Genomic DNA, 22510 nt, shown 5'->3' with positions numbered 1-22510 from the left:
CCCAGCGAATCGACAGGAATTTAATCATGGCAAAACCTGCTGCTCGTCCTCGTAAAAAAGTTAAAAAGACAGTGGTTGATGGCATCGCCCACATCCATGCTTCTTTTAACAACACCATCGTGACCATTACCGACCGTCAAGGTAACGCTCTTTCCTGGGCAACCTCCGGTGGTTCGGGTTTCCGCGGTTCCCGCAAGTCCACCCCGTTCGCTGCTCAAGTAGCTGCTGAGCGTGCTGGTCAAGCTGCGCTGGAATACGGCCTGAAAAACCTCGACGTCAACGTCAAGGGTCCAGGTCCGGGTCGTGAATCCGCAGTCCGCGCTTTGAACGGCTGTGGCTACAAGATCGCCAGCATCACCGACGTGACGCCAATCCCGCACAACGGGTGCCGTCCGCCGAAGAAGCGCCGCGTGTAATCCAGGAGATTGTAAAGAATGGCTCGTTACATTGGTCCAAAATGCAAACTCGCTCGTCGCGAAGGCACCGATCTCTTTCTGAAGAGCGGCGTGCGCGCGATCGAATCGAAGTGCAACATTGAAGCAGCACCTGGTATCCACGGCCAACGCCGCGGTCGCCAGTCCGATTACGGCACCCAACTGCGTGAAAAGCAGAAGGTCCGTCGTATCTACGGCGTTCTCGAGCGTCAATTCAGCGGCTACTACAAAGAAGCAGCTGGCAAGAAGGGCGCAACCGGCGAAAACCTGTTGCAACTGCTCGAATGCCGTCTGGACAACGTTGTATACCGTATGGGTTTCGGTTCTACTCGTGCCGAATCCCGTCAGCTGGTATCGCACAAGTCGATCAGCGTTAACGGTCAGACCGTAAACGTTCCGTCCTACCAGGTTCGTGCTGGTGACGTGGTTGCTGTTCGCGAGAAAGCAAAGAACCAACTTCGCATTGTCCAAGCTCTCGATCTGTGTGCCCAACGTGGCCGCGTAGAATGGGTAGAAGTAGACACTGAGAAGAAGTCGGGCGTTTTCAAGAACGTTCCTGCTCGCAGTGATCTGTCCGCCGACATCAACGAAAGCCTGATTGTCGAGCTCTACTCCAAGTAAGGGCTAGAAAATAGGTGCATCCATGCAGATTTCGGTAAATGAGTTCCTGACACCCCGCCATATTGATGTGCAGGTTGTCAGTCCAACCCGCGCCAAGATCACACTCGAGCCTCTCGAGCGTGGTTTTGGCCACACCCTGGGCAACGCGCTGCGCCGCATCCTGTTGTCCTCAATGCCCGGCTGTGCAGTAGTCGAGGCCGAGATTGACGGTGTGCTCCATGAGTACAGCGCCATCGAAGGTGTACAGGAAGATGTAATTGAAATCCTGTTGAACCTTAAAGGTCTGGCTATCAAGCTGCACGGTCGTGACGAAGTTACGCTGACCTTGTCGAAGAAGGGTTCGGGGGTGGTTACCGCTGCCGATATTCAGCTGGATCATGATGTCGAGATCGTTAACCCCGATCACGTAATCGCTAACCTGGCGTCTAACGGCGCCCTGAACATGAAGCTCACCGTAGCTCGTGGTCGTGGTTATGAGCCGGCAGACTCGCGTCAGAGCGATGAAGACGAAAGCCGCAGCATCGGTCGCTTGCAGCTTGACTCTTCGTTCAGCCCGGTTCGCCGTATCGCATACGTGGTGGAAAACGCCCGTGTCGAACAGCGTACCAACCTGGACAAGCTGGTTATTGATCTGGAAACCAACGGTACCCTGGATCCTGAAGAGGCCATTCGCCGCGCTGCAACCATTCTGCAACAGCAGTTGGCTGCGTTCGTCGACCTCAAGGGTGACAGTGAGCCAGTGGTTGTCGAGCAGGAAGACGAGATTGATCCGATCCTGCTTCGCCCGGTTGACGATCTGGAACTGACTGTACGTTCGGCTAACTGCCTTAAGGCGGAAAACATCTACTACATCGGCGACCTGATTCAGCGCACCGAAGTAGAGCTGTTGAAGACTCCGAACCTTGGCAAGAAATCCTTGACTGAAATCAAGGACGTTCTGGCCTCCCGCGGTCTGTCCCTCGGCATGCGCCTCGACAACTGGCCGCCTGCAAGTCTTAAGAAGGACGACAAGGCGACTGCCTGATCGTCGTAATCACCGAACGTTGTGTTTGGTAAGGAATGAACCATGCGTCATCGTAAAAGTGGTCGTCACCTGAGCCGCACCAGCTCGCACCGCAAGGCCATGTTCCAAAACATGGCGGTGTCGCTGTTCGAGCACGAGCTGATCAAAACTACACTGCCGAAAGCCAAAGAACTGCGCCGCGTTGCTGAGCCGCTGATCACTTTGGCCAAGACAGATAGTCTGGCTAACCGCCGTCTGGCTTTCGACCGTACTCGTTCGAAAGCTATCGTTGGTAAGCTCTTCAACGACCTGGGTAAGCGTTATGCTACCCGTGAGGGTGGCTACCTGCGCATCCTCAAGTGCGGTTTCCGCGCTGGCGACAACGCGCCTATGGCGTACGTCGAGTTGGTTGATCGTGCTACCAGCGGTGAAGCTGTATCCGCTGAGTAAGTCGGCAACATACAAAAAACCGGGCCTTGTGCCCGGTTTTTTGTGCCCGGTCAAAAAGTATCAGTCACCTCTTTGTCTGGGGTCGCGCAGGCAATAAGGCATCGTTAGATAATGACTATCGATGTCCATGATTTAATGAATTTGGATACTGTCATTAACATGATCAATACTCCTTTCCAGCCGATTAGCCGGCAGTTTGAAGACCGACCTAGGAAGATTGAGCATGAGCCAGACCAAAACGCTTACGACCGCCAGTGGCGCTCCTGTCGCCGATAACCAGAACTCTCGCTCCGCTGGCCCGCGTGGCCCGCTGTTGCTCGACGACTTCCACCTTATCGAGAAGCTCGCTCACTTCAATCGCGAGAACATTCCCGAGCGCCGTGTACACGCCAAGGGATCAGGCGCTTACGGCACATTTACCGTAACCCGGGATATCACCCAGTACACCAGCGCCAAGCTGTTTGAGTCGGTCGGCAAGCAGACCCCAACGTTCCTGCGTTTTTCCACCGTGGGTGGCGAGCGTGGCTCTGCGGATACTGAGCGCGACCCACGCGGTTTCGCCCTGAAGTTCTACACCGAGGACGGTAACTGGGACATCGTGGGTAACAACACCCCTGTGTTCTTTATCCGCGATCCGCTGAAATTCCCCGACTTCATCCATACACAGAAGCGCCTGCCCCAGAGCAATCTGAAAAGTGCCCAAATGATGTGGGATTTCTGGTCGCATTCGCCGGAGGCTTTGCACCAGGTCACCATTCTGTTCTCTGATCGTGGCATTCCCGATGGCTACCGTCACATGCACGGCTTTGGCAGCCACACCTATAGTCTGATCAGCGCCCAGGGTGAGCGTCACTGGGTGAAATGGCACTACAAGACCAAGCAAGGGATCAAGAACCTGACGCCGGCTGAAGCTGCGCGCCTGGCGGGCACCGACCCGGATTACGCTCAGCGTGATCTGTTCAATGCGATCGAGCGTGGTGATTTCCCGAAGTGGAGCGTCTGCATCCAGATCATGACCGAGGCCCAAGCGGCGGCCCATTACGAGAATCCGTTCGACGTGACCAAGACCTGGTCGCAAAAAGAGTTTCCGTTGATCGAGGTCGGCGAGCTGGAACTCAACCGTAACCCGCTGAACTACTTCGCTGAGGTTGAGCAGGCTACGTTCGGCCCGAGCAATATGGTTCCAGGGGTTGGCCTTTCACCAGATCGCATGCTGCAAGGTCGTGTATTCGCCTACGCTGATGCGCACCGCTACCGTGTGGGCACCAATCACCAGCAATTGCCAGTCAACGCCCCGCGCAGCCCGGTCAACACTTACCAGCGCGACGGAGCCATGGCGTTCGGCAGCAATGGCGGTGCGGCACCGAACTACGAGCCTAACAGCTACGTCGAGGCGCCCAAGCAGGCTCCGCGTTATGCTGAACCGGCCCTGGCGCTCGGTGGTTCGGCAGACCGTTACGATCACCGCGAAGATACCGACTACTACAGTCACGCCGGTGCGCTGTTCCGCTTGATGAATGATGCCCAGAAAGCGCTGCTGATCAGCAACATCGCGGGTGCGATGGCCGGTGTATCGGCGGATGTTGTCGATCGTCAGCTGCAGCACTTCTTCAAAGCGGATGTCGCTTATGGTGAAGGCATCGCCAAAGCGTTGGGCGTACAGCTTAACTAAGTCTAAACGAGAAGCAGAACCGCCCTCAATTGGGCGGTTTTTGCGTTATTTAACCGGCTTTTCTCAGATTTTCTTCGCTTTTATTGCGATAGGCGAGTGACCTTGCGGTCAGCTTGGTTCAAACTAGAGCCTTCAAAGCTTGTGGAGATGTAGGGCGATGCAAGGTCACCCAGACGTAATCGATTACCTCAACACGCTGCTGACAGGCGAACTGGCAGCCCGTGATCAATATTTCATCCACTCGCGGATGTACGAGGACTGGGGTTTTACCGAGCTCTACGAACGTATCAATCATGAGATGGAAGAAGAGGCACAGCACGCCGATGCGTTGATGCGCCGGATCCTGATGCTCGAAGGTACGCCACGCATGCGCCCGGATGATCTGGACATCGGCACCACGGTGCCAGACATGCTCGCTGCCGACCTGCGCCTGGAATACAAAGTCCGTGCCGCGCTGTGCAAGGGCATTGAGCTCTGCGAACAGCACAACGATTACGTGACCCGCGAGATCCTGCGCATCCAGCTCAACGACACCGAAGAAGACCATACCTACTGGCTCGAGAAGCAGCTGGGCTTGATCAAGTTGATCGGGTTGGAGAATTACCTGCAGTCGCAGTTCTAATCGCGATAATTGTGGGAGCGAGCTTGCTCGCTCCCACAGAAGAAAAGCAAAAGCCCCTGCCATCGATGAGATGACAGGGGCTTTTTCGTGTCCGGGCAGGAATCAGTCCCGGTCACGCTCCAGCAACGGCTTGAGGTAGTAGCCAGTGTGCGATTGCTTCATCTCGGCCACTTCCTCGGGCGTACCCACCGCGATGATCTGACCACCCTTGGAGCCGCCTTCCGGGCCCAGGTCCACCAGCCAGTCCGCGGTCTTGATCACATCCAGGTTGTGCTCGATCACCACCACGGTGTTGCCATGGTCGCGAAGGCGATGTAGGACGTCGAGCAATTGCTGGATATCCGCGAAGTGCAAACCCGTGGTCGGCTCGTCGAGGATGTACAGGGTCTTGCCGGTATCGCGCTTGGACAGCTCGCGAGACAGCTTGACCCGCTGGGCCTCGCCGCCGGACAACGTCGTCGCCGATTGGCCAAGCTTGATGTACGACAGCCCCACATCCATCAGCGTCTGGAGCTTGCGCGCCAGTGCCGGCACCGCGTCGAAGAACACCCGGGCCTCTTCGATGGTCATCTCGAGGGTTTCGTGGATATTCTTGCCCTTGTACTTGATCTCCAGGGTTTCGCGGTTGTAGCGCTTGCTCTTGCACACATCGCACGGCACATAGATGTCCGGCAAGAAGTGCATTTCGACCTTGATCAGGCCGTCGCCCTGGCAGGCTTCGCAGCGCCCGCCCTTGACGTTGAACGAGAAACGCCCCGGGCCATAGCCGCGCGAACGGGACTCCGGCACGCCGGCGAACAGTTCGCGGATGGGCGTGAACAGCCCGGTATAAGTCGCCGGGTTGGAGCGCGGTGTGCGGCCGATGGGGCTCTGGTCGATGTCGACAACCTTGTCCAGATGCTCCAGGCCCTTGATGCTGTCGTGGGCGGCGGCTTCCAGGGTCGTAGCGCCGTTCAGGGCGGTGGCGCTGAGGGGGAACAGGGTGTTGTTGATCAGCGTCGATTTGCCGGAACCGGACACGCCGGTCACGCACGTCAGCAGGCCAATCGGGATGTCCAGGTCGACGTTGCGCAAGTTGTTGCCACGGGCGCCCTTGAGGCTCAGCGACAGCTTCTTGTTGCGCGGCGTACGCTTGGCCGGCACCTTGATCTTTACCCGGCCCGACAGGTATTTACCAGTCAGGGAGTCAGGATGCGCCATGACTTCGGCGGCCGTGCCTTGGGCGACGATATGCCCGCCATGCACGCCCGCACCCGGGCCGATGTCCACCACGTAATCGGCCAGGCGGATCGCGTCTTCGTCATGCTCGACCACGATCACCGTGTTGCCGATGTCCCGCAGGTGCTTCAAGGTTCCCAGCAACCGATCATTGTCCCGCTGGTGCAGGCCAATGGACGGTTCGTCGAGGATGTACATCACCCCCACCAGGCCGGCACCGATCTGGCTGGCCAGGCGGATACGCTGGGCTTCGCCGCCAGACAGGGTATCTGCGCTGCGATCGAGGGTCAGGTAGTCCAGGCCGACGTTCACCAGAAATTGCAAGCGCTCGCGAATTTCCTTGAGGATCTTGTCGGCAATTTCGCCCCGGCGGCCAGTGAGCTTCAAGCCGCCGAAGTAGTCGGTGGCGTCGCCAATCGGCAGATTGGTGACTGCTGGCAGGGTTTTCTCACCGACCCACACATGCCGCGCCTCCCGACGCAAACGGGTACCGCGGCAATCGGGGCAAGGCTGGGTGCTGAGGAACTTGGCCAGTTCTTCGCGCACGCTGGCCGATTCGGTCTCACGATAACGCCGCTCCAGGTTCGGCACGATGCCTTCGAACGGGTGGGAGCGTTTGACGATATCGCCACGGTCGTTCAGGTATTTGAAGTCGACACTTTGTGAACCGCTGCCGTGCAGGATGAATTTCTGCTGGTCGGCGGGCAGTTCGTTGAAGGGTTTGTCCAGGCTGAACTTGTAATGGGCCGCCAGCGACCCGAGCATCTGGAAGTAGTAGACGTTACGCCGGTCCCAGCCGCGAATTGCACCCTCGGCCAGGGTCAGTTCGCCATTGACCAGGCGCTTGGTGTCGAAGAACTGCTTGACCCCCAGGCCATCGCAGGTCGGGCACGCGCCGGCCGGGTTGTTGAAGGAGAACAGCTTGGGTTCCAGCTCGCTGATGGCGTGGCCGCAGATCGGGCAGGCGAAGCGCGCCGAGAAGATGATTTCCTCGCCGGGCTCGTCGTCCATCGGCGCTACCAGGGCGATGCCGTCGGCCAGTTTCAGCGCCGTCTCGAAGGATTCGGCCAGGCGCTGCTGCAGGTCGGCCCGGACCTTGAAGCGGTCAACCACCACATCGATCGAATGCTTTTTCTGTTTATCCAGCTTCGGCAGTTCGTCCAGCTCACACAGCTTGCCGTTGACCCGTGCCCGAACGAAGCCTTGGGCGCGCAGTTCTTCGAAGACCATCAGGTGCTCGCCCTTGCGCTCGCGGATGACCGGCGCCAGCAGCATCAACTTGCTGCCTTCGGGCTGCGCCAGCACCAGGTCGACCATCTGGCTGACGGTCTGGGCTTCCAGCGGGATGTCGTGGTCGGGACACCGGGGAATACCGACCCGCGCATACAGCAGACGCAGGTAGTCGTAGATCTCGGTGATGGTGCCGACGGTGGATCGCGGGTTGTGGGAAGTCGACTTCTGTTCGATGGAAATCGCCGGCGACAGGCCTTCGATGGTGTCGACGTCGGGTTTTTCCATCATCGACAGGAACTGCCGGGCGTAGGCCGACAGCGATTCGACATAGCGGCGCTGGCCTTCAGCGTACAGGGTGTCGAAGGCCAGGGATGATTTGCCGGATCCGGACAGGCCGGTGATGACGATCAGCTTGTCCCGTGGCAGGGTCAGGTCGATGTTCTTCAGGTTGTGGGTACGGGCCCCACGAATCAGGATCTTGTCCAAAGTGGCCTCGCTCGGCGGGCGTCGAAAACGTAGGAGTATACGGGCAAATACTGGATGGATGCACACTATTGAAAGTGCGTTTGCAGTCATACATGAAGACTGCGCGGCAAACGGTCGCCATATACCCCCTCAATCGATGGGACTGGTAGAATCGCCGCCGGTTCACACGAGGTTTTTCCATGCACGATCCCCACAGCGAACGCATGAGCAGCGGCGAGACCCGCGCGGCAAGCGGTCTGGCCCTTGTGTTCGCCTTCCGTATGCTGGGCATGTTCATGGTGTTGCCGGTGCTGGCGACCTATGGCATGGATCTGGCTGGCGCGACCCCGGCCCTCATCGGGTTGGCGATTGGCGCGTACGGCCTGACCCAGGCGATTTTCCAGATCCCGTTCGGGGTCATTTCCGACCGCATCGGCCGGCGTCCGGTCATCTACCTGGGCTTGATTATCTTTGCCCTGGGCAGTGTGCTGGCGGCCAATGCCGATTCGATCTGGGGCGTGATCGCCGGACGCATCCTGCAAGGTGCCGGGGCAATTTCCGCGGCCGTCATGGCTTTGCTCTCGGACCTGACCCGCGAACAGCATCGGACCAAGGCCATGGCCATGATCGGCATGACGATCGGGCTGTCGTTCGCCGTCGCCATGGTGGTTGGGCCGTTGCTGACCCGCGCCTTTGGCTTGTCGGGCCTGTTCCTGGTCACGGGAGGCATGGCGCTGGTGGGCATCCTGATCGTGGCGTTCATGGTGCCGCGCTCGACCGGGCCGTTGCAGCACCGCGAATCCGGGGTGGCTCGCCAAGCGCTGATTCCGACGCTCAAGCACCCGGATCTGCTGCGCCTGGACCTGGGCATCTTCGTGCTTCACGCCATGTTGATGTCCAGCTTCGTGGCCTTGCCGCTGGCGCTGGTGGAGAAGGCCGGCTTGCCCAAGGAGCAGCATTGGTGGGTTTACCTGACTGCGCTGCTGATTTCGTTTTTCGCCATGATCCCGTTCATCATCTACGGCGAGAAACGACGCAAAATGAAACGAGTTTTGCTCGGCGCCGTCGTGACGCTGATGCTCACTGAGCTATTCTTCTGGCGGTTCGGCGACAGCCTGCGGGCCCTGGTGATCGGAACAGTGGTGTTCTTCACCGCGTTCAATCTGCTGGAGGCGTCGCTGCCGTCGCTGATCAGCAAGGTTTCACCGGCGGGCGGCAAAGGCACGGCGATGGGGGTGTACTCCACCAGCCAGTTCCTCGGTTCGGCGTTGGGCGGGATCCTCGGCGGCTGGCTGTTCCAGCATGGCGGTTTGTCGGTTGTGTTCCTGGGATGCGCCGCGCTGGCTGCACTTTGGCTGGCCTTTGCTGTTACCATGCGCGAACCTCCGTATGTGACGAGCCTGCGCTTGCCGTTGTCGCCCGAAGCCATCCGCGAAGCAGGCCTGACCGAGCGCCTTAAGGCCGTCGTTGGAGTAACCGATGCAGTGGTGGTCGCCGACGAAGCGGCCGTTTATATCAAACTGGACACCGAATTATTGGATCGCGCGACGCTCGAGCGCCTGGTGAACAACCCGGCCCCGACCACGTGCGAAGCCTAGGAGAACGTTATGGCCCGTGGGGTTAACAAAGTCATATTGGTCGGTACTTGCGGCCAGGATCCCGAAGTTCGCTACCTGCCCAATGGCAACGCTGTGACCAACCTGAGTCTGGCGACCAGCGAACAGTGGACCGACAAGCAGACTGGCCAGAAGGTCGAGAAGACCGAATGGCACCGCGTGTCGATGTTCGGCAAGGTGGCCGAAATCGCCGGCGAATACCTGCGCAAGGGTTCGCAGGTGTACATCGAAGGCAAGCTACAGACCCGCGAGTGGGAAAAAGACGGCATCAAGCGCTACACCACCGAAATCGTGGTCGACATGCAAGGCACCATGCAACTGCTGGGCGGTCGTCCACAGGGTGACCAGCAGCAAGGTGGCAACAACTACCAGCAGGCTGCTCCGCGCCAGCAGGCGCCTCGCCCGCAGTCGGCGCCTCAGCCACAGCGTGAGCGCCCAGCGGCCCCACAACAGGCCGCGCCGCAACCGGCTCCGGATTTCGACAGCTTTGATGACGATATTCCGTTCTAAAGCAGCCGGAAGCTTCAAGCCGCGAGCTTCAAGCTAAAGACAAAACCGCGCTTCGGTTTACGAGGCGCGGTTTTTTTTAGCCTTGAATTTGCCGCTTGAGGCATGACTCAGTGGCGGGCAGCCAAAAACTGTTCGGTGCTCACCACCTCCGCATAGGCAAACCCCAGCGCCGACATGAAGGCCGCATGGACTTGAGCCGCCGGGACGACGAGCCCATTGAATTCCAGATCGCGGCTGGCACAGGCATCGTGAATCACCGTGACCTCATAGCCCATGTCCGCCGCCGCCCGGGCGACTCCGTCGATGCACATGTGGCTCATGCTGCCGACGATCACCAGATGCTTAATGTCGTGACGGTCAAGGATGGCTTGCAATTGGGTTTCGCGAAACGAGTTGACGAAGTGCTTGAGCACCACCGGTTCGTCGGCGCGGTTGAGCACTTTGGGATGCAACTGAGCACCTTCAGAGCCTGGGGTGAAGAACGGCGCGGAATCAGAGGTGAATTCGTGACGAATGTGCACTACCTGATCCGCGGCCTGGCGAAAGGCTTCGATCAGTCTGGCGGCGTTATCGGCGGCCGCTTCGGCATCGACCAATGGCCATTTTCCCTGGGGGAAGTAGTCGTTCTGGATATCGACTACGATGAGCGCTTGCTTGGACATGAGGCTTCCTCGATCAGTGGGGTCTGAAGCCAGTATTGGCTCATGCCAGCGGTTTCAGAATTGGCCGTAACGACAATAAGCGAGGGAAAACTGACAATGGCGCAGCAAAGGGCAGTCGCTGAACTCGGGGTGCTCATCTACCCCGGCGCGCAACTGGCGGCGGTACATGGCTTGACCGATCTGTTCGCCGTGGCGGAGCGTATTGCCGACGAGCAAGCCAGCGCTCAGTTGCCGCGCCTGCGAGTCAGTCATTGGCAAGCGCAGGAGGGTGAAGTGCCGACCCGGGTGTTCGACAGTGTCGCCGGTCCCCAGGGCAGACTGGTTGCGCTGCTGATTCCACCGTCCATCGCCGGTTTCGATGACGGGCTGGTTTCGCCGGCGCTGATGACCTGGTTGCGAGCGCGGCATGCCGACGGCACCGTGCTGGGTGGTGTGTGTGTCGGTTCGATTCTGTTGGCCGAAAGCGGTCTGCTCGATGGGCGCAGTGCCACGACCCACTGGACCTCGGCCAAGACCTTTGCCGCACGTTATCCAAAGATCAAGCTCGACGCTGACAAGCCCATCGTCGACGATGGCGACCTGATTACCACGGCCGGGCTGATGGCCTGGTCAGAGCTGGGGCTACGACTGGTGGACCGCCTGCTCGGACCCAGCATCGCCACGCGCACGGCGCAGTTTCTGGTGATCGAACACAGCGACAGCGCTAGCCAATGCGGCAGTAACTTTGCGCCCATCCTCGGACACGGTGACGCGGCCATACTCAAGGTCCAGCACTGGTTGCAAGGCAGCGGCGCAGTGGACGTTTCCCTCGGCGCCATGGCCGAACGGGCCGGGCTGGAGGAACGCACCTTCCTGCGCAGGTTTCGCGCCGCCACTGGGCTCAAACCCACCGAGTACTGCCAGCACCTGCGCGTCGGCAAGGCCCGGGAAATGCTGGAGTTCACCAATGGCACCATCGACCACATTGCCTGGACGGTGGGTTATCAGGATCCGGGGGCTTTTCGCGCGACGTTCAAGAAAATTACCGGGTTGGCGCCCAGTGATTATCGGGCGAGGTTTGGGGTGAGTCCGATGAATGCTCAAAAGTAGTCATTGATCCTCGCCATCGTCGCAGCCGTCGTGCAATTTGCCGGATGACATCAGGGTGTCGTGCAGAATGAAACAGGCCCGGTGCTATCAATTCCCCCTCAGGCGCCCGTTTCGTTGCTCGTCCTGGCTTGTAACACCGTTGGCCTGATCTCTGCACCCCTTTACCTAAAGCCATCGAGCGCAGTTAAAAGGGCACCGCATGACGACGGTCAATCGCAACAAACGGGTAGTGGACCATTCGATCAACCCCCACGCGCCGCTTCATGAAGTCGAAACCAATCGGGCGCTGGCCCGCTGGTTGGCGCAGATTCTCGGGCTTGAATACGGCGGCAGTTATGACCAACAGCTTCATGCTGGCCATGATCTGTACTTGCTGCCCACGCAAACCGTCATAGGTGCAGAGACCGCGTTGCGCTTGGGCGTCAAAGGGCCAGAGGATCTCTGGGGCGGTTACGTCGAGCATGATTTTATCTGCACCAAGGCCATTACCCACGGTCTGCTGAACCGGCATGCGGTCGCGCCTTTGGGCTGGTCGCCGTTGTTTGCCAAGTTGACCCGGGGGGCGGTGCTCGATGGTGTGACGGTGTTTGCGCTCAAGGATGCGCGCCAGGCGGCCGAGCATCTGCTGTACACCGGAGCGATCCGCTTCAAGCCTATCCATGCCTGTGCCGGCCGCGATCAGCGGGTGATCAAGAGTCTGGCGCAATTCGATGAAATCGCCGCCGACCCCGAGGCCCAGACGCTGTTTCGCGACGGTGTGGTGCTTGAGCAGAACCTCGAACAGGTCAAGACCCAGAGCGTCGGCCAGAGCTTCATCAACGGCCAGGTCTTGAGCTACTGCGGTGTGCAACATCTGACGCGCGACAGTGAAGGGCTGGAGGTTTACGGCGGCTCGGACCTGTTGGCGGTGCGGGGCGGCTATATTGAGTTGCTCAAACTTGAGCTGCCCGACGATGTGCGTGAGGCGGTGCGGTTGGCGCAGGTGTTTGACGATGCTGCCAATCAGGCCTTTCCAAGTTTCTTTGCCTCGCGGCGCAATTACGACATCGCCCAAGGTATTGATGTCAGCGGTCAGCCTCGCGGTGGTGTGCTGGAACAGTCATGGCGTATGGGTGGGGCCAGCAGTGCTGAGCTTGCGGCGTTGCAGGCGTTCATTGAGGACCCTTCGTCCAGCGCGGTTCGTGTGTCCTCGGTGGAGACCTACACTGACCAGCCTCTGCCCCCTGGGGCCAGGGAGGTCTATCGCGGCCCGGCGCACAATGGTGACTTTCTTCTTAAATACGTAACGGTTCATTCCTATGACGGCTAGAAGCGAAACTATTCAGATCGAGATCGACGACGAATACATGAACGGCACCTTTCTGAGCCCTAAATCGAAGGTTCCGGGAGTGTTGTTCGTCCACGGTTGGGGCGGTAGCCAGGAGCGTGACCTGGAGCGAGCCAAAGGCATCGCCGGCTTGGGCTGCGTCTGCCTGACCTTCGACTTGCGCGGGCATACCGGCGGGGCGGGCATTCCGTTGTCCCGGGTGACCCGGGAAGACAACCTGCGGGATTTGCTCACCGCCTACGACCGGCTGCTCGCTCATCCAGCCCTGGACACTTCGGCGATCGCCGTGGTCGGTACTAGCTACGGCGGTTACCTGGCGGCGATCCTGACGTTGCTGCGGCCGGTGCGCTGGCTGGCATTGCGGGTGCCGGCGTTGTACCGCGACGAGCAATGGCACACGCCCAAGCGTGACCTGGACAAGACTGACCTGCTGGATTACCGCAGTACCCTGGTGCACGCCGACACCAACCGCGCCTTGCACGCGTGCTCGCAGTTCACGGGTGATGTGTTGCTGGTGGAGTCGGAGACCGACGACCATGTGCCCCACGCGACGATCATGAGCTACCGAGCAGCGTGCCAGCAGACCCATTCGCTGACGCACCGGATCATCGACGGCGCCGACCATGCCTTGAGCGACCCGGTGTCACAACAGGCCTACACCTCAATCCTGGTGGACTGGATCACCGAGATGGTGGTGGGCGAGCGGTTGAGCATCATTCAGTCGCGGTGATGGCGCGGGGGGCAGGCGGGCCCCATCGCGAGCAGGCTCGCTCCCACAATTGATCTCGTGTGACCATAAAATCTCATGATCACCACAAATCCTCTGTGGGAGCGAGCCTGCTCGCGATGAGGCCCGCTCAGACAACCCATAACTCAGAACCCCGTCACTTAGGCCCCGGCTTGACCCGCAACGCCTTGGCCTTCGCCTCGATCACCAGATACATCACCACCGTGATCAACAACGGCAAGATGAAGTAAATCGCCCGATAGGCAATCAACCCCGCCAGCAGGCTGCCGCGAGAAACCTCGTGCTGCAGCAGGGCAATGAACACCGCCTCCAACACCCCCAATCCCGCCGGAATGTGCGTGATGACCCCGGCAATGCTGCTGATCATCAGCACCCCGAGCACCACCGGATAATCCAGTTTGCCCGGTAGCAGGGTAAAGATCACCGCCGCCATCAGCGACCAGTTCAATGCGCCCAGCGCCAGTTGCAGCCCTGCCATGCGCAGCGACGGCAGGTTGATTTCCATGCCACGGATCGTCCAGGCCCGGCGTTTGGAAAACCGGCAGGCCACCAGATAACCGGCACTGATACACAGCAACAGCACGCCCACACCTTGCAGCGCAGTGCTGCTCAGTTTCCAGCCCGGCGGCATTGTGACCAGGCCACTGCTGAACACCACCCCGGCCAGCGTCATATAGCCGAACCAGTTCGTGGCCAGGCTCAGGCCGAGGATCTTGGCGATGTTCCCGTTGCTCACTCCCAGCCGTGAGTACAGCCGGTAGCGCATGGCGATGCCGCCGACCCAGGCGCTGAGGTTCAGATTGAAGGCGTAGCTGATCACGCCCACCGGGAGGATCTGCCGCCAGCCCAGTTTCTGCCGTATGTAGGTGCGGCCGATCAGGTCGAAGCAAGCGTAAGTGATGAAACTGGTCACGGTCAGCGCACCGGCAATGAGCAATGTGCGAAGTTTGAAGTCCGCCAGAGTGGCGAACACTTCCGCCCAGTCGATGCGCCGGGCCAGGGCCGTGAACAACACGATCAGCAGCAGGAAGAAGGCCAGGGTCAGTGGGCGTTTCCAGCGGCTCCAGCGTGATTTGGCTTTGCTTTGTTCGCCCGCGTGGGCATCACTTGGCGCCGTGTGCGCGTCAGAGTGGTTCATGGGGTTCGCTCCGAACCGCGGTGGGCGGCGAAAAAGGTTTCAGACGCGGCTTATGGGCCGGCAGCCAGCCGGCCCAGGCCGGAAAGTGACGCAGGAAGTGAAACACCATGAAGCCGATGGTCATGCGCCACAGCAGGCCTCGCGGGGCGGGGTTGGCCGGCATGGCAGTGCAATGGTTGCGGCTCAGATGATCGAGACGCTCGAACAATTCACGGTTGAAGGCCCGGTCACGGATCAGCACATTGGCTTCCAGATTCAGGGACAGGCTCAGAGGGTCGAGGTTGCTTGAGCCCACCGTGCTCCAGTCCTCATCCACCAGTGCGACTTTGCCGTGCAACGGCCGTTCGCAATATTCGTAGATCACCACGCCGGCCTTGAGCAGATAGTTGTAAAGCATCCGCGCTGCGAGCTTGGCGATCATCATGTCCGGCTGGCCCTGCAGGATCAGCCGTACTTGCACGCCACGCCGCGCGGCATTGCGGATCTCGCGCAGCAGCCGGTAACCGGGGAAGAAATAGGCATTGGCAATGACCACGCGCCGCTGGGCACTGCGCAATACTTGCAGGTACACCTCTTCGATGTCGGTCTGATGCTCATGGTTGTCGCGATAGACCAGCCGCACCTGACCGTCATGATCGTTGAAGGCCAACTCGTTGCGCCGGCTTCGGCGGCGTTGCCACCAATATTTGGCCCGGCTGGGCCGACCGCTCTGCAACAGCGCGAAGTGATGGATATCCACCACCGCCGGTCCTTTGACCTCCACGGAATAATCCTGCTTGGCCTCGGGGCCGAAGTCGCCGAGATGGTCGGCGGAAAAATTGATCCCGCCGATAAACGCGATCACACCGTCCACCACGACGATTTTGCGATGCAGGCGTCGGAACCAGTTGGTGCGGATCCCCAGGTGCCGTGGGGCGGGGTCGAACATCTGCAAACGCACCCCGGCATCGCTCAATGTAGCGAGAAATTCCGGGGTCAGCTCGCCGCAACCAAAACCGTCCAGGCTCACGGTGATGCGTACGCCGCGTCCGGCCGCGTCCACCAACAGGTCCCGTAGCTCGATACCGACTTTGTCCTCGAACAGAATGAAGGTCTCAAGGAGTATTTCCTTTTCGGCCCGGCGTATAGCTTCGAAGACCCTGGGGAAATATTCCTCGCCGTTCTCCAAAAGCGTGACCCGGTTATTGCCGTGCCAGCCGTACTCGATGTCCACCAGCGCCGGGTTGCGCTCGGTCGGCGGAACCTCCACCTGTTCCACCGTCGCCTTGTTCATAGTCGCGCTCATAGTTCGATCTCCACCGAAAGCGGTGCATGGTCGGAAAGGTGCGACCAGGGGCGTACGTGCAATACCTTGGGATGACGGGCCTTGAGGTTGCGCACGTAGATGCGGTCCAGACGCAGGACCGGCAGGCGCGCCGGAAAACTGCGGGCCGGCTTGCCCCATTGTTCGGCGAACACCTCCCGCAGCCCGCTGGGTTCGAGCAGCTCGCTGGCTTTGCCGCGCCAGTCATTGAAGTCGCCGGCGACGATGACCGGCGCCTCGGGCGGCAGTTCGCTCAAACGCTGGCAAAGCAGTTTCAATTGCTCGACACGATGCCCCTCGCGCAACCCCAGGTGCACGCAGATGGCGTGGACTTCGCGCTCATCGCCGCCCGGCAGGCGCAACACGCTGTGGAGCATGCCGCGGCTTTCATGGCCGCTGATGGAGACGTCCAGGTTTTCGTGGCGAATGATCTGGAATTTGGACAGCAATGCGTTGCCATGGTCGCCCGCCGGGTACACCGCGTTGCGTCCGTAGGCGAACTGTGGCCAGAGACTATCGGCGAGGAATTCGTATTGCGGCATGCTTGGCCAGTTGGAATAGCGCTGCGGGTGGTGCTCGTGGGTGCCGTGCACTTCCTGCAAGAACACCACGTCGGCGGACACACTGCGCACCGCCTCGCGCAGTTCCGGCAGGATGAAGCGCCGATTCAGGGCGGTGAAACCTTTATGGGTGTTGACCGTCAGGACGGTGAAGCGATTGATCCGGTCGAGGTCTTGCGTCCGTTCCTGGGTTGGATCGCGGGTCGTTTCGGTGAACTCCGGGATGCTCATGGCAATACCCCCTCGGCCGGGCGCTCGCCGGGCGTGGTGGCCAGGTCCTTGTCCAGGTCGAAGTGCTCCAGCAAATGACGCGCGTCATAGGGCGCACGGACTTTGATGTCATTGTCGAAATAGCAGAACACCTCCCGGCTCTTGCGGGCGCGGGGTTTCTTTTTCGGGTCGATCAAATGGGCATCGCGCGGTTGTGTGCCGTGGCTCCAGGCCTTTATCCGCTCGCCCCAGCGTTTCAAGGCCGCGTCGGTGTAGCCGCTGGCGTACAACTCTTCGGCTCCGTGCAGGCGCAAGTACACGAAGTCGCTGGTCACGTCTTCGCGATAGGGCCATTTGCCCGCAGTGTCAGCGATCACCAGTGCCACGTCATAGCGTTTGAGCAAGGTGATGAAGTGTGGATCGATAAAACTTTCATGACGGATCTCCACGGCGTGGCGCAGCGGCCGTTTTTTATCGGTGTGGGTGCTGGCGTGACCGTTAAGGCGCGGTTCGTGCTCCCGGGCCAGGGCGGCGGCATCTTCGGTGTTGTGGGGCAGTTGCTTAAGGAAATCTTCGAAAAGCTCGGCATCGAATTTGAAACTGGGAGGAAACTGCCAGAGGATTGCGCCGAGTTTTTCCTTGAGCTCCAGCACGCCGGAGGCGAAGAAATTGGCCAACGGCTTGTGAATGTCCCGAAGACGTCTGATGTGGGTGATGAAACGCGGTGCCTTGACGCTGAAGACGAAGCCGGGCGGTGTCTCGGCGTACCACTGGGCATACCGTTCGGGGCGTTGCAGGGCGTAGAACGATCCATTGATTTCGATGCTGTTGACCGCTCGCGAGGCGAATTGCAGTTCCCGTTTCTGGGTCAACCCTTTGGGGTAGAAATCCCCCCGCCAAGGCGTGTAACGCCAGCCGGAAATGCCAATGTGGATCGCCGTCATGTGTCCCTCCCGTGCCAATGACCTCGTACCGCCTGTGTCTTTTGATGACTGTCGCGCGGGGTAGAAAGTTTCGATGGGCTTACCGGCGGTGGGTGGCGGGGGGCGGTTCCTTGTGGCGTTGCCTGCCAGCCTTTATGGTCGATAAAGTGTGCTGTGATGCTGATGGCCTCATCGCGAGCAGGCTCGCTCCCACATGTGAGCCGCGGTGAGCACTGGTCTTCTATGCACTGAAGATCCACTGTGGGAGCGAGCCTGCTCGCGATGAGGTCCAGACACGTTCAACCTCGCTGGATCAGCTTATTCCTCACCTCAGCCATCTCCTGCGCATCCAGCTCCAGCCACAGATGTTGCTTGCCGGCGATCTGCGCCGCCGCCGGCAAACCATCGCGATACACCAACCGATTGTTCGCCAGGGCCGGCACTTTTGCGCCCGGCAACAAGGTCCCGGCCAGGTTCAGCGGGTCGACGCCGCACACCGCCACCAGGCTGCCATCCGTGGGGCGGCGACGCACTTCACGCAGCAGCGGGATGGCTTCGGGCAGGGCGAATTGCTCGCCCGCCAGGCCGCTGACAAAACGTCCGCCGCGAATCTCGCCCCGCGCCTCCAGGCGATGAAAAGTGCGCAGTAACTCGCGCCAGCTCGGCAACCAATCCGCCTCCCGCTCCAGCAGGCGCCAGAACACCACGCCATAACGGCGCAGCAAGGTCAAGGCGATGTGTTCCAGGGTATCGGGCAGCAGGGTCGCTGGCCGGTTTCCTTCCTCGGGCACTGGGGCGCTACGGCGTAACAAGGCCCAGCGCCCGGCATCGTCCATGCCGCCCACGAACGCTCCGCGCCCGCGCCGACTGCTGCGGGCCTGGCGCTTACTGGCAGGGGTGATCAGCGCGCGTAACCCGGCGAAGCTGTCGGCATTCACCAGCCCGGCGCCGACCAGTTCCTGTAGCGCGATCTCCAGTTCGCTGCGCAGCAAGTGCGCCTCGTGCAACAACTCATCGAAAAACAGCGCGCCGTGTTCGCTGAGGGCCTTATGGACTTTTTGCGTCTTGGGTGACAGCTCGCTGGGTGGGGTCTGTTCAGTCAGGCTGCTCCAGAGGGCGACCTGATTGCGCGCCAGTAACACAATCGGCGTGCTGCGCAAGGCGCTGGAGGATTGCTTCTGGCGCGCGCTCAGGCGAGTCCACACCAGCTTGCCACTGCGGCACAGTTCATCGAGCCAGCTCGGGGAATAGTCCTTGATCCGTGCCGGCAACAGGTCGCTGTCCCACGCCGAAGCGGCAGCCGGGTAGCCTTCGAACTGACTGATGATCGATGGCAGCACCGCGCTGCCCCGGCCCTGAGTGGCCGGCGACAGATGCTGCCAGTCGAACAGGAACCGCATGAAGTCCTGCAACATCACCGGCTCGATTTCCCGGCGCAGGCGCTTGACGGTGTAGCGGTGGATGCGCGCCAGCAAATGCCGTTCGCACCATTCTTCCTGTCCGCTGCCGGGGGTGAATCGGCCGCGCAGCACATAGCCTTGCTGTTCCAGCTGCGCCAGGGCCTGACTGATTGACGGGGACGATAAACCGAGGGGATAGGCGATGGCCTCCAACGGCAGTGGACCAAAGGCGCTGAGCCGCGCGCGCAGTACCTCCACCATGGCTTCATCGCGGTCCCAGGGTTCATCGAAACCCGCCAGCGGCGTCAGCGGCGGTCGCCATTGAGCCTGTGGATAAATGGCTTGCAGACACGTCAGCCGTTCCAGCGCCACCCACAGACCGTGTTCGGCGCTGATCTGTACATGACTGGCGCGACCGCGCTCGGCCAGGGCCTGCAGCCAGTCCAGCCACGACGGCTGAGCACTTGCCTCGCTATCGGCGATGCAGGCCAGGCTCATCAGGGCTTCGTGCATTTCATCGAGGTGGGTGGGGGCTGGCCAGGCTTCGTCCCGTACCGCCTGGATGGCGTCGGCGTCCAGTGCGCCGAGGTCGTCGGTGGACTGCGGGTCGCTCCAGCGCCGGTTGATCACCGCTTGAGTGCGGCGTTCTTCCAGCGGTGCGTCGTCGAGAAAGGTGTAGGGCCGGGCACTGAGAATCTCCGCCGCCAGGGGCGAGGGCGCCGGCAGATCGCGGCTGATCAGGCGAACTTCACCCGCTTCCATGCGCCGCAACAGCGTCAGCCAGCCTTCGCTGTCCATGGCTTCGTGCAGGCAGTCGTCGAGGGTCTGTTCCACCAGTGGGTGATTGGGGATTTCCCGCTCGCCGGCGAGGTTTTCCAGGCAGGCGATCTGGTCCGGGAATACGCTGGCGATCAGGTCTTCGCTTTTCATGCGCTGGATCTGCGGAGCGACTTTGCGTCCGCCCGTGTAGCGCGGCAAGGCCAGGGCGACACTGGCATTCCAGCGCCAGCGCACGCCGAACAGCGGCGCGTCCAACACCGCCTGGATCAATATCTGTTCGGCACTCTGGCTATTGAGATAGCGCCAGACCTCGTCCAGCTCGAAGCTGTGGCTGGTGGACAGCGACAGCACGATAGCGTCTTCGCTGGCGGCGGCCTGCAACTCGAAATTGAAGGTGCGGCAGAAACGCTTGCGCAGGGCCAGGCCCCAAGCGCGGTTGATGCGGCTGCCGAAGGGCGTGTGGATGATCAACTGCGTGCCGCCGGACTCGTCGAAAAACCGCTCCATCACCAGCGTGTCCTGGGACGGCAACGCGCCGAAGGCCAGGCGTGCCGGGGCCAGGTAATCCACCAGTTGCTCGGCACTGGCCAGGTTCAGTTGCAAAGTGCCGGTCAGCCAGTCGAGGGCCGGTTGCAAGTTGCCCGGCGTGGCACCGAGCAGTTGGTCCAGTTGGGCTTGCAGACGGGCTACCGCCAGGGACAACTCGGCGCTGCGCCCAGGGGCTTCGCCAAGCCAGAACGGAATGGTCGGCGGCTGGCCCTGGGCATCCTCGACCCGCACCCGACCGGTTTCCACGCGAATGATGCGGTAAGAGGTATTGCCCAACTGGAACACGTCGCCGGCGATGCTTTCTACGGCGAAGTCTTCGTTGACGCTGCCGATGTTCAATCCCTGGGGTTCGAGCAGCACGCTGTAGTCGGCGTTGTCCGGGATGGTGCCGCCGCTGGTCACGGCGGTCAGCTTGCTGCCCCGACGCCCGCGCAGGGTGCGGGTGACAGCGTCGCGATGCAGGTACGCACTGCGCATGCCCTGACGACCATTGAGGCCCTCGGCGAGCATTTGCAGCAATGCCTGATAGTGTTCGTCATCCAGCTCGGCATAGGGCGCGGCGCGGCGAAAGGTTTCCAGCAGCGCCTGTTCCTGCCATTCCTGGCAACTGACCTCGGCGACGATCTGCTGGGCCAGCACATCCAGTGGCGCCTTGGGAATATGCAGAATGTCCAGCTCGCCACGGCGCACGCAATCGAGCAGGGCGACGCATTCGATCAAGTCGTCGCGGGTGGTGGCGAACACGCGCCCCTTGGGCGTGCCGCCAACCTGATGGCCCGAGCGGCCGACCCGTTGCAAAAACGCCGAGATCGACCGCGGCGAGGCGATCTGACACACCAGATCGACGTCGCCGATATCGATGCCCAGCTCCAGGGACGCGGTGGCGATCAGCACCTGCAACTCGCCGCGTTTGAGCCGTTGTTCGGCGTCAAGGCGAAACTCCTTGGCGAGGCTGCCGTGGTGGGCAGCCACGGCGTGCTTACCCAGGCGTTCGCTCAAATGACGGCTCAGGCGTTCGGCCAGCCGTCGGGTGTTGACGAAAATCAGGGTGGTGCGGTGTTCCCGGGCCAGGTCGGCGAGGCGGTTGTAGACCAGTTCCCAGACGTCATTGGCCATCACCGCCGAGAGCGGCACTGGAGGCACCTCGATATCGAGGTCCCGGGGGCGGGCGTGGCCGATATCGACGATTTCACAGCTGCGCCCCTGGCCGACGAGAAAGCGCGACACCGCTTCGATGGGTTTTTGCGTGGCGGACAGACCGATGCGCATCAGCGGTTCGGCGCACAGCGCTTGCAGACGCTCCAGGCTCAAGGCCAGGTGACTGCCGCGCTTGCTGGCAGCAATGGCGTGGATCTCGTCGACAATGACGGTGCGGGTGCTGGCGAGCATTTGCCGGCCGGAATCGGAGCCGAGCAGCACGTAAAGCGATTCGGGGGTGGTCACCAGAATGTGCGGCGCACTCTTGCGCATCGCTGTGCGGTCTTTTTGTGGCGTGTCGCCGGTGCGCACGGCGGTGGTGATGTGCAAGGGCGGCAAGCCCATCTGCCGCAATTGTTCGGTAATGCCGGCCAGTGGGTTTTGCAGGTTGATCTGGATGTCGTTGCTCAGTGCCTTGAGCGGCGAGACGTAGACCACCAGGGTCTGGTCCGGCAGCCCTCCCTGTTCCAGGCCTCGGTGTACGAGGTCATCCAGTACGGCAAGAAATGCTGTGAGGGTCTTGCCCGATCCCGTGGGCGCGGCCACCAGGGTCGAACGGCGCTGCCCGATCAACGGCCACGCCCGGGCCTGAGCGGCCGTGACCGCCGGGAATGTCTGGCTGAACCAGGCGCGAACGGCGGGATGAAAGCCTGCCATGGCGTGGTCGGCTGGGAAGGGCAGATTCATGTGGGCAGTTATGCGGGTGGGATGGGGAAGATGCAAGTACCTCTGAGCGATGCCTGGCCTGGGAGGGCCTCATCGCGAGCAGGCTCGCTCCCA

At 60.9% G+C, this 22510-nt stretch carries 18 protein-coding genes; 11 read left to right on the top strand and 7 right to left on the bottom strand.

Annotation, left to right across the window (positions count from 1 at the left end):
• Positions 1–26: 26 nt before the first annotated feature.
• From rpsK to bfr, 6 genes are all read left to right on the top strand, one after another.
• On the top strand, positions 27–416 hold the full coding sequence (gene rpsK / locus HU811_RS08840; RefSeq protein WP_002555466.1) for a 30S ribosomal protein S11: 390 nt from the start codon (positions 27–29) through the stop codon (positions 414–416).
• Positions 417–434: 18 nt separating this feature from the next.
• Positions 435–1055, top strand: coding sequence for a 30S ribosomal protein S4 (gene rpsD, locus HU811_RS08835; RefSeq protein WP_003176404.1), 621 nt, complete (start codon positions 435–437; stop codon positions 1053–1055).
• A 22-nt stretch (positions 1056–1077) separates the two neighbouring features.
• Positions 1078–2079, top strand: coding sequence for a DNA-directed RNA polymerase subunit alpha (locus HU811_RS08830; RefSeq protein WP_003186012.1), 1002 nt, complete (start codon positions 1078–1080; stop codon positions 2077–2079).
• Between the two features lie 42 nt (positions 2080–2121).
• The gene (gene rplQ, locus HU811_RS08825; protein WP_003186009.1) at positions 2122–2508 is read left to right on the top strand and encodes a 50S ribosomal protein L17; all 387 of its coding nucleotides are present in this window, start codon (positions 2122–2124) and stop codon (positions 2506–2508) included.
• Positions 2509–2731: 223 nt separating this feature from the next.
• On the top strand, positions 2732–4180 hold the full coding sequence (locus tag HU811_RS08820) for a catalase (RefSeq protein WP_186655353.1): 1449 nt from the start codon (positions 2732–2734) through the stop codon (positions 4178–4180).
• A 157-nt stretch (positions 4181–4337) separates the two neighbouring features.
• Positions 4338–4802 (top strand): bacterioferritin, encoded by a 465-nt coding sequence (gene bfr, locus HU811_RS08815; protein ID WP_025215751.1) that lies wholly within the window; start codon positions 4338–4340, stop codon positions 4800–4802.
• Between the two features lie 102 nt (positions 4803–4904).
• Here the strand turns inward: bfr and uvrA are convergent, their stop codons facing one another.
• The gene (gene uvrA / locus HU811_RS08810; RefSeq protein ID WP_092394852.1) at positions 4905–7739 is read right to left on the bottom strand and encodes an excinuclease ABC subunit UvrA; all 2835 of its coding nucleotides are present in this window, start codon (positions 7737–7739) and stop codon (positions 4905–4907) included.
• A gap of 179 nt (positions 7740–7918) precedes the next feature.
• Between uvrA and HU811_RS08805 the strand changes: the two genes are divergently transcribed.
• Positions 7919–9316 (top strand): MFS transporter, encoded by a 1398-nt coding sequence (locus HU811_RS08805; RefSeq protein WP_186655351.1) that lies wholly within the window; start codon positions 7919–7921, stop codon positions 9314–9316.
• 9 nt (positions 9317–9325) lie between these two features.
• The gene (locus tag HU811_RS08800; RefSeq protein WP_047229766.1) at positions 9326–9844 is read left to right on the top strand and encodes a single-stranded DNA-binding protein; all 519 of its coding nucleotides are present in this window, start codon (positions 9326–9328) and stop codon (positions 9842–9844) included.
• 107 nt (positions 9845–9951) lie between these two features.
• Here HU811_RS08800 and HU811_RS08795 read toward each other — a convergent pair whose 3' ends face one another.
• On the bottom strand, positions 9952–10506 hold the full coding sequence (locus HU811_RS08795) for a cysteine hydrolase family protein (protein ID WP_092459553.1): 555 nt from the start codon (positions 10504–10506) through the stop codon (positions 9952–9954).
• 96 nt (positions 10507–10602) lie between these two features.
• Between HU811_RS08795 and HU811_RS08790 the strand changes: the two genes are divergently transcribed.
• From HU811_RS08790 to HU811_RS08780, 3 genes are all read left to right on the top strand, one after another.
• The gene (locus HU811_RS08790) at positions 10603–11595 is read left to right on the top strand and encodes a GlxA family transcriptional regulator (protein ID WP_186655349.1); all 993 of its coding nucleotides are present in this window, start codon (positions 10603–10605) and stop codon (positions 11593–11595) included.
• A 199-nt stretch (positions 11596–11794) separates the two neighbouring features.
• Positions 11795–12904 (top strand): DUF3182 family protein, encoded by a 1110-nt coding sequence (locus tag HU811_RS08785; RefSeq protein ID WP_092394840.1) that lies wholly within the window; start codon positions 11795–11797, stop codon positions 12902–12904.
• Positions 12894–13652 carry an alpha/beta hydrolase family protein gene (locus HU811_RS08780; RefSeq protein ID WP_092394837.1) on the top strand — a complete coding sequence of 253 codons (759 nt, stop codon included), beginning with the start codon at positions 12894–12896 and terminating at the stop codon, positions 13650–13652. The genes HU811_RS08785 and HU811_RS08780 overlap by 11 nt, the downstream gene beginning before the upstream one ends.
• A 154-nt stretch (positions 13653–13806) precedes the next feature.
• On the opposite strand, the gene HU811_RS08775 is transcribed toward HU811_RS08780, so the two are convergent.
• The 5 genes from HU811_RS08775 to HU811_RS08755 form a co-directional block, all read right to left on the bottom strand.
• Positions 13807–14808: a lysylphosphatidylglycerol synthase domain-containing protein gene (locus HU811_RS08775; protein ID WP_092459547.1), complete on the bottom strand. Its 1002-nt coding sequence runs from the start codon at positions 14806–14808 to the stop codon at positions 13807–13809.
• Complete coding sequence (clsB, locus tag HU811_RS08770; RefSeq protein WP_186655347.1) at positions 14795–16093, bottom strand: cardiolipin synthase ClsB; 1299 nt, start codon at positions 16091–16093, stop codon at positions 14795–14797. Before clsB ends, HU811_RS08775 begins: the two co-directional genes overlap by 14 nt.
• Positions 16090–16902, bottom strand: coding sequence for an endonuclease/exonuclease/phosphatase family protein (locus tag HU811_RS08765; RefSeq protein ID WP_092394828.1), 813 nt, complete (start codon positions 16900–16902; stop codon positions 16090–16092). The genes clsB and HU811_RS08765 overlap by 4 nt, the downstream gene beginning before the upstream one ends.
• Positions 16899–17825 carry a DUF72 domain-containing protein gene (locus HU811_RS08760; RefSeq protein ID WP_186655345.1) on the bottom strand — a complete coding sequence of 309 codons (927 nt, stop codon included), beginning with the start codon at positions 17823–17825 and terminating at the stop codon, positions 16899–16901. The genes HU811_RS08765 and HU811_RS08760 overlap by 4 nt, the downstream gene beginning before the upstream one ends.
• A gap of 278 nt (positions 17826–18103) precedes the next feature.
• Positions 18104–22417 carry a DEAD/DEAH box helicase gene (locus HU811_RS08755; RefSeq protein ID WP_186655343.1) on the bottom strand — a complete coding sequence of 1438 codons (4314 nt, stop codon included), beginning with the start codon at positions 22415–22417 and terminating at the stop codon, positions 18104–18106.
• Between the last annotated feature and the right edge of the window lie 93 nt (positions 22418–22510).

It is taken from the genome of Pseudomonas tehranensis, from assembly GCF_014268615.1.
GTDB lineage: Bacteria > Pseudomonadota > Gammaproteobacteria > Pseudomonadales > Pseudomonadaceae > Aquipseudomonas > Aquipseudomonas tehranensis.
Note: the sequence above shows the minus strand (reverse complement) of the source record. Positions and strands in the feature narration are given on the sequence as shown.

What these genes read in the sequence shown, in the direction of transcription:
- rpsK (WP_002555466.1), top strand. Translation starts at nt 27, where the DNA reads ATGGCAAAACCTGCTGCTCGTCCTCGTAAAAAAGTTAAAAAGACAGTG.
- rpsD (WP_003176404.1), top strand. Translation starts at nt 435, where the DNA reads ATGGCTCGTTACATTGGTCCAAAATGCAAACTCGCTCGTCGCGAAGGC.
- HU811_RS08830 (WP_003186012.1), top strand. Translation starts at nt 1,078, where the DNA reads ATGCAGATTTCGGTAAATGAGTTCCTGACACCCCGCCATATTGATGTG.
- rplQ (WP_003186009.1), top strand. Translation starts at nt 2,122, where the DNA reads ATGCGTCATCGTAAAAGTGGTCGTCACCTGAGCCGCACCAGCTCGCAC.
- HU811_RS08820 (WP_186655353.1), top strand. Translation starts at nt 2,732, where the DNA reads ATGAGCCAGACCAAAACGCTTACGACCGCCAGTGGCGCTCCTGTCGCC.
- bfr (WP_025215751.1), top strand. Translation starts at nt 4,338, where the DNA reads ATGCAAGGTCACCCAGACGTAATCGATTACCTCAACACGCTGCTGACA.
- HU811_RS08805 (WP_186655351.1), top strand. Translation starts at nt 7,919, where the DNA reads ATGCACGATCCCCACAGCGAACGCATGAGCAGCGGCGAGACCCGCGCG.
- HU811_RS08800 (WP_047229766.1), top strand. Translation starts at nt 9,326, where the DNA reads ATGGCCCGTGGGGTTAACAAAGTCATATTGGTCGGTACTTGCGGCCAG.
- HU811_RS08795 (WP_092459553.1), bottom strand. Translation starts at nt 10,506, where the DNA reads ATGTCCAAGCAAGCGCTCATCGTAGTCGATATCCAGAACGACTACTTC.
- HU811_RS08790 (WP_186655349.1), top strand. Translation starts at nt 10,603, where the DNA reads ATGGCGCAGCAAAGGGCAGTCGCTGAACTCGGGGTGCTCATCTACCCC.
- HU811_RS08785 (WP_092394840.1), top strand. Translation starts at nt 11,795, where the DNA reads ATGACGACGGTCAATCGCAACAAACGGGTAGTGGACCATTCGATCAAC.
- HU811_RS08780 (WP_092394837.1), top strand. Translation starts at nt 12,894, where the DNA reads ATGACGGCTAGAAGCGAAACTATTCAGATCGAGATCGACGACGAATAC.
- HU811_RS08775 (WP_092459547.1), bottom strand. Translation starts at nt 14,808, where the DNA reads ATGAACCACTCTGACGCGCACACGGCGCCAAGTGATGCCCACGCGGGC.
- clsB (WP_186655347.1), bottom strand. Translation starts at nt 16,093, where the DNA reads ATGAGCGCGACTATGAACAAGGCGACGGTGGAACAGGTGGAGGTTCCG.
- HU811_RS08765 (WP_092394828.1), bottom strand. Translation starts at nt 16,902, where the DNA reads ATGAGCATCCCGGAGTTCACCGAAACGACCCGCGATCCAACCCAGGAA.
- HU811_RS08760 (WP_186655345.1), bottom strand. Translation starts at nt 17,825, where the DNA reads ATGACGGCGATCCACATTGGCATTTCCGGCTGGCGTTACACGCCTTGG.
- HU811_RS08755 (WP_186655343.1), bottom strand. Translation starts at nt 22,417, where the DNA reads ATGAATCTGCCCTTCCCAGCCGACCACGCCATGGCAGGCTTTCATCCC.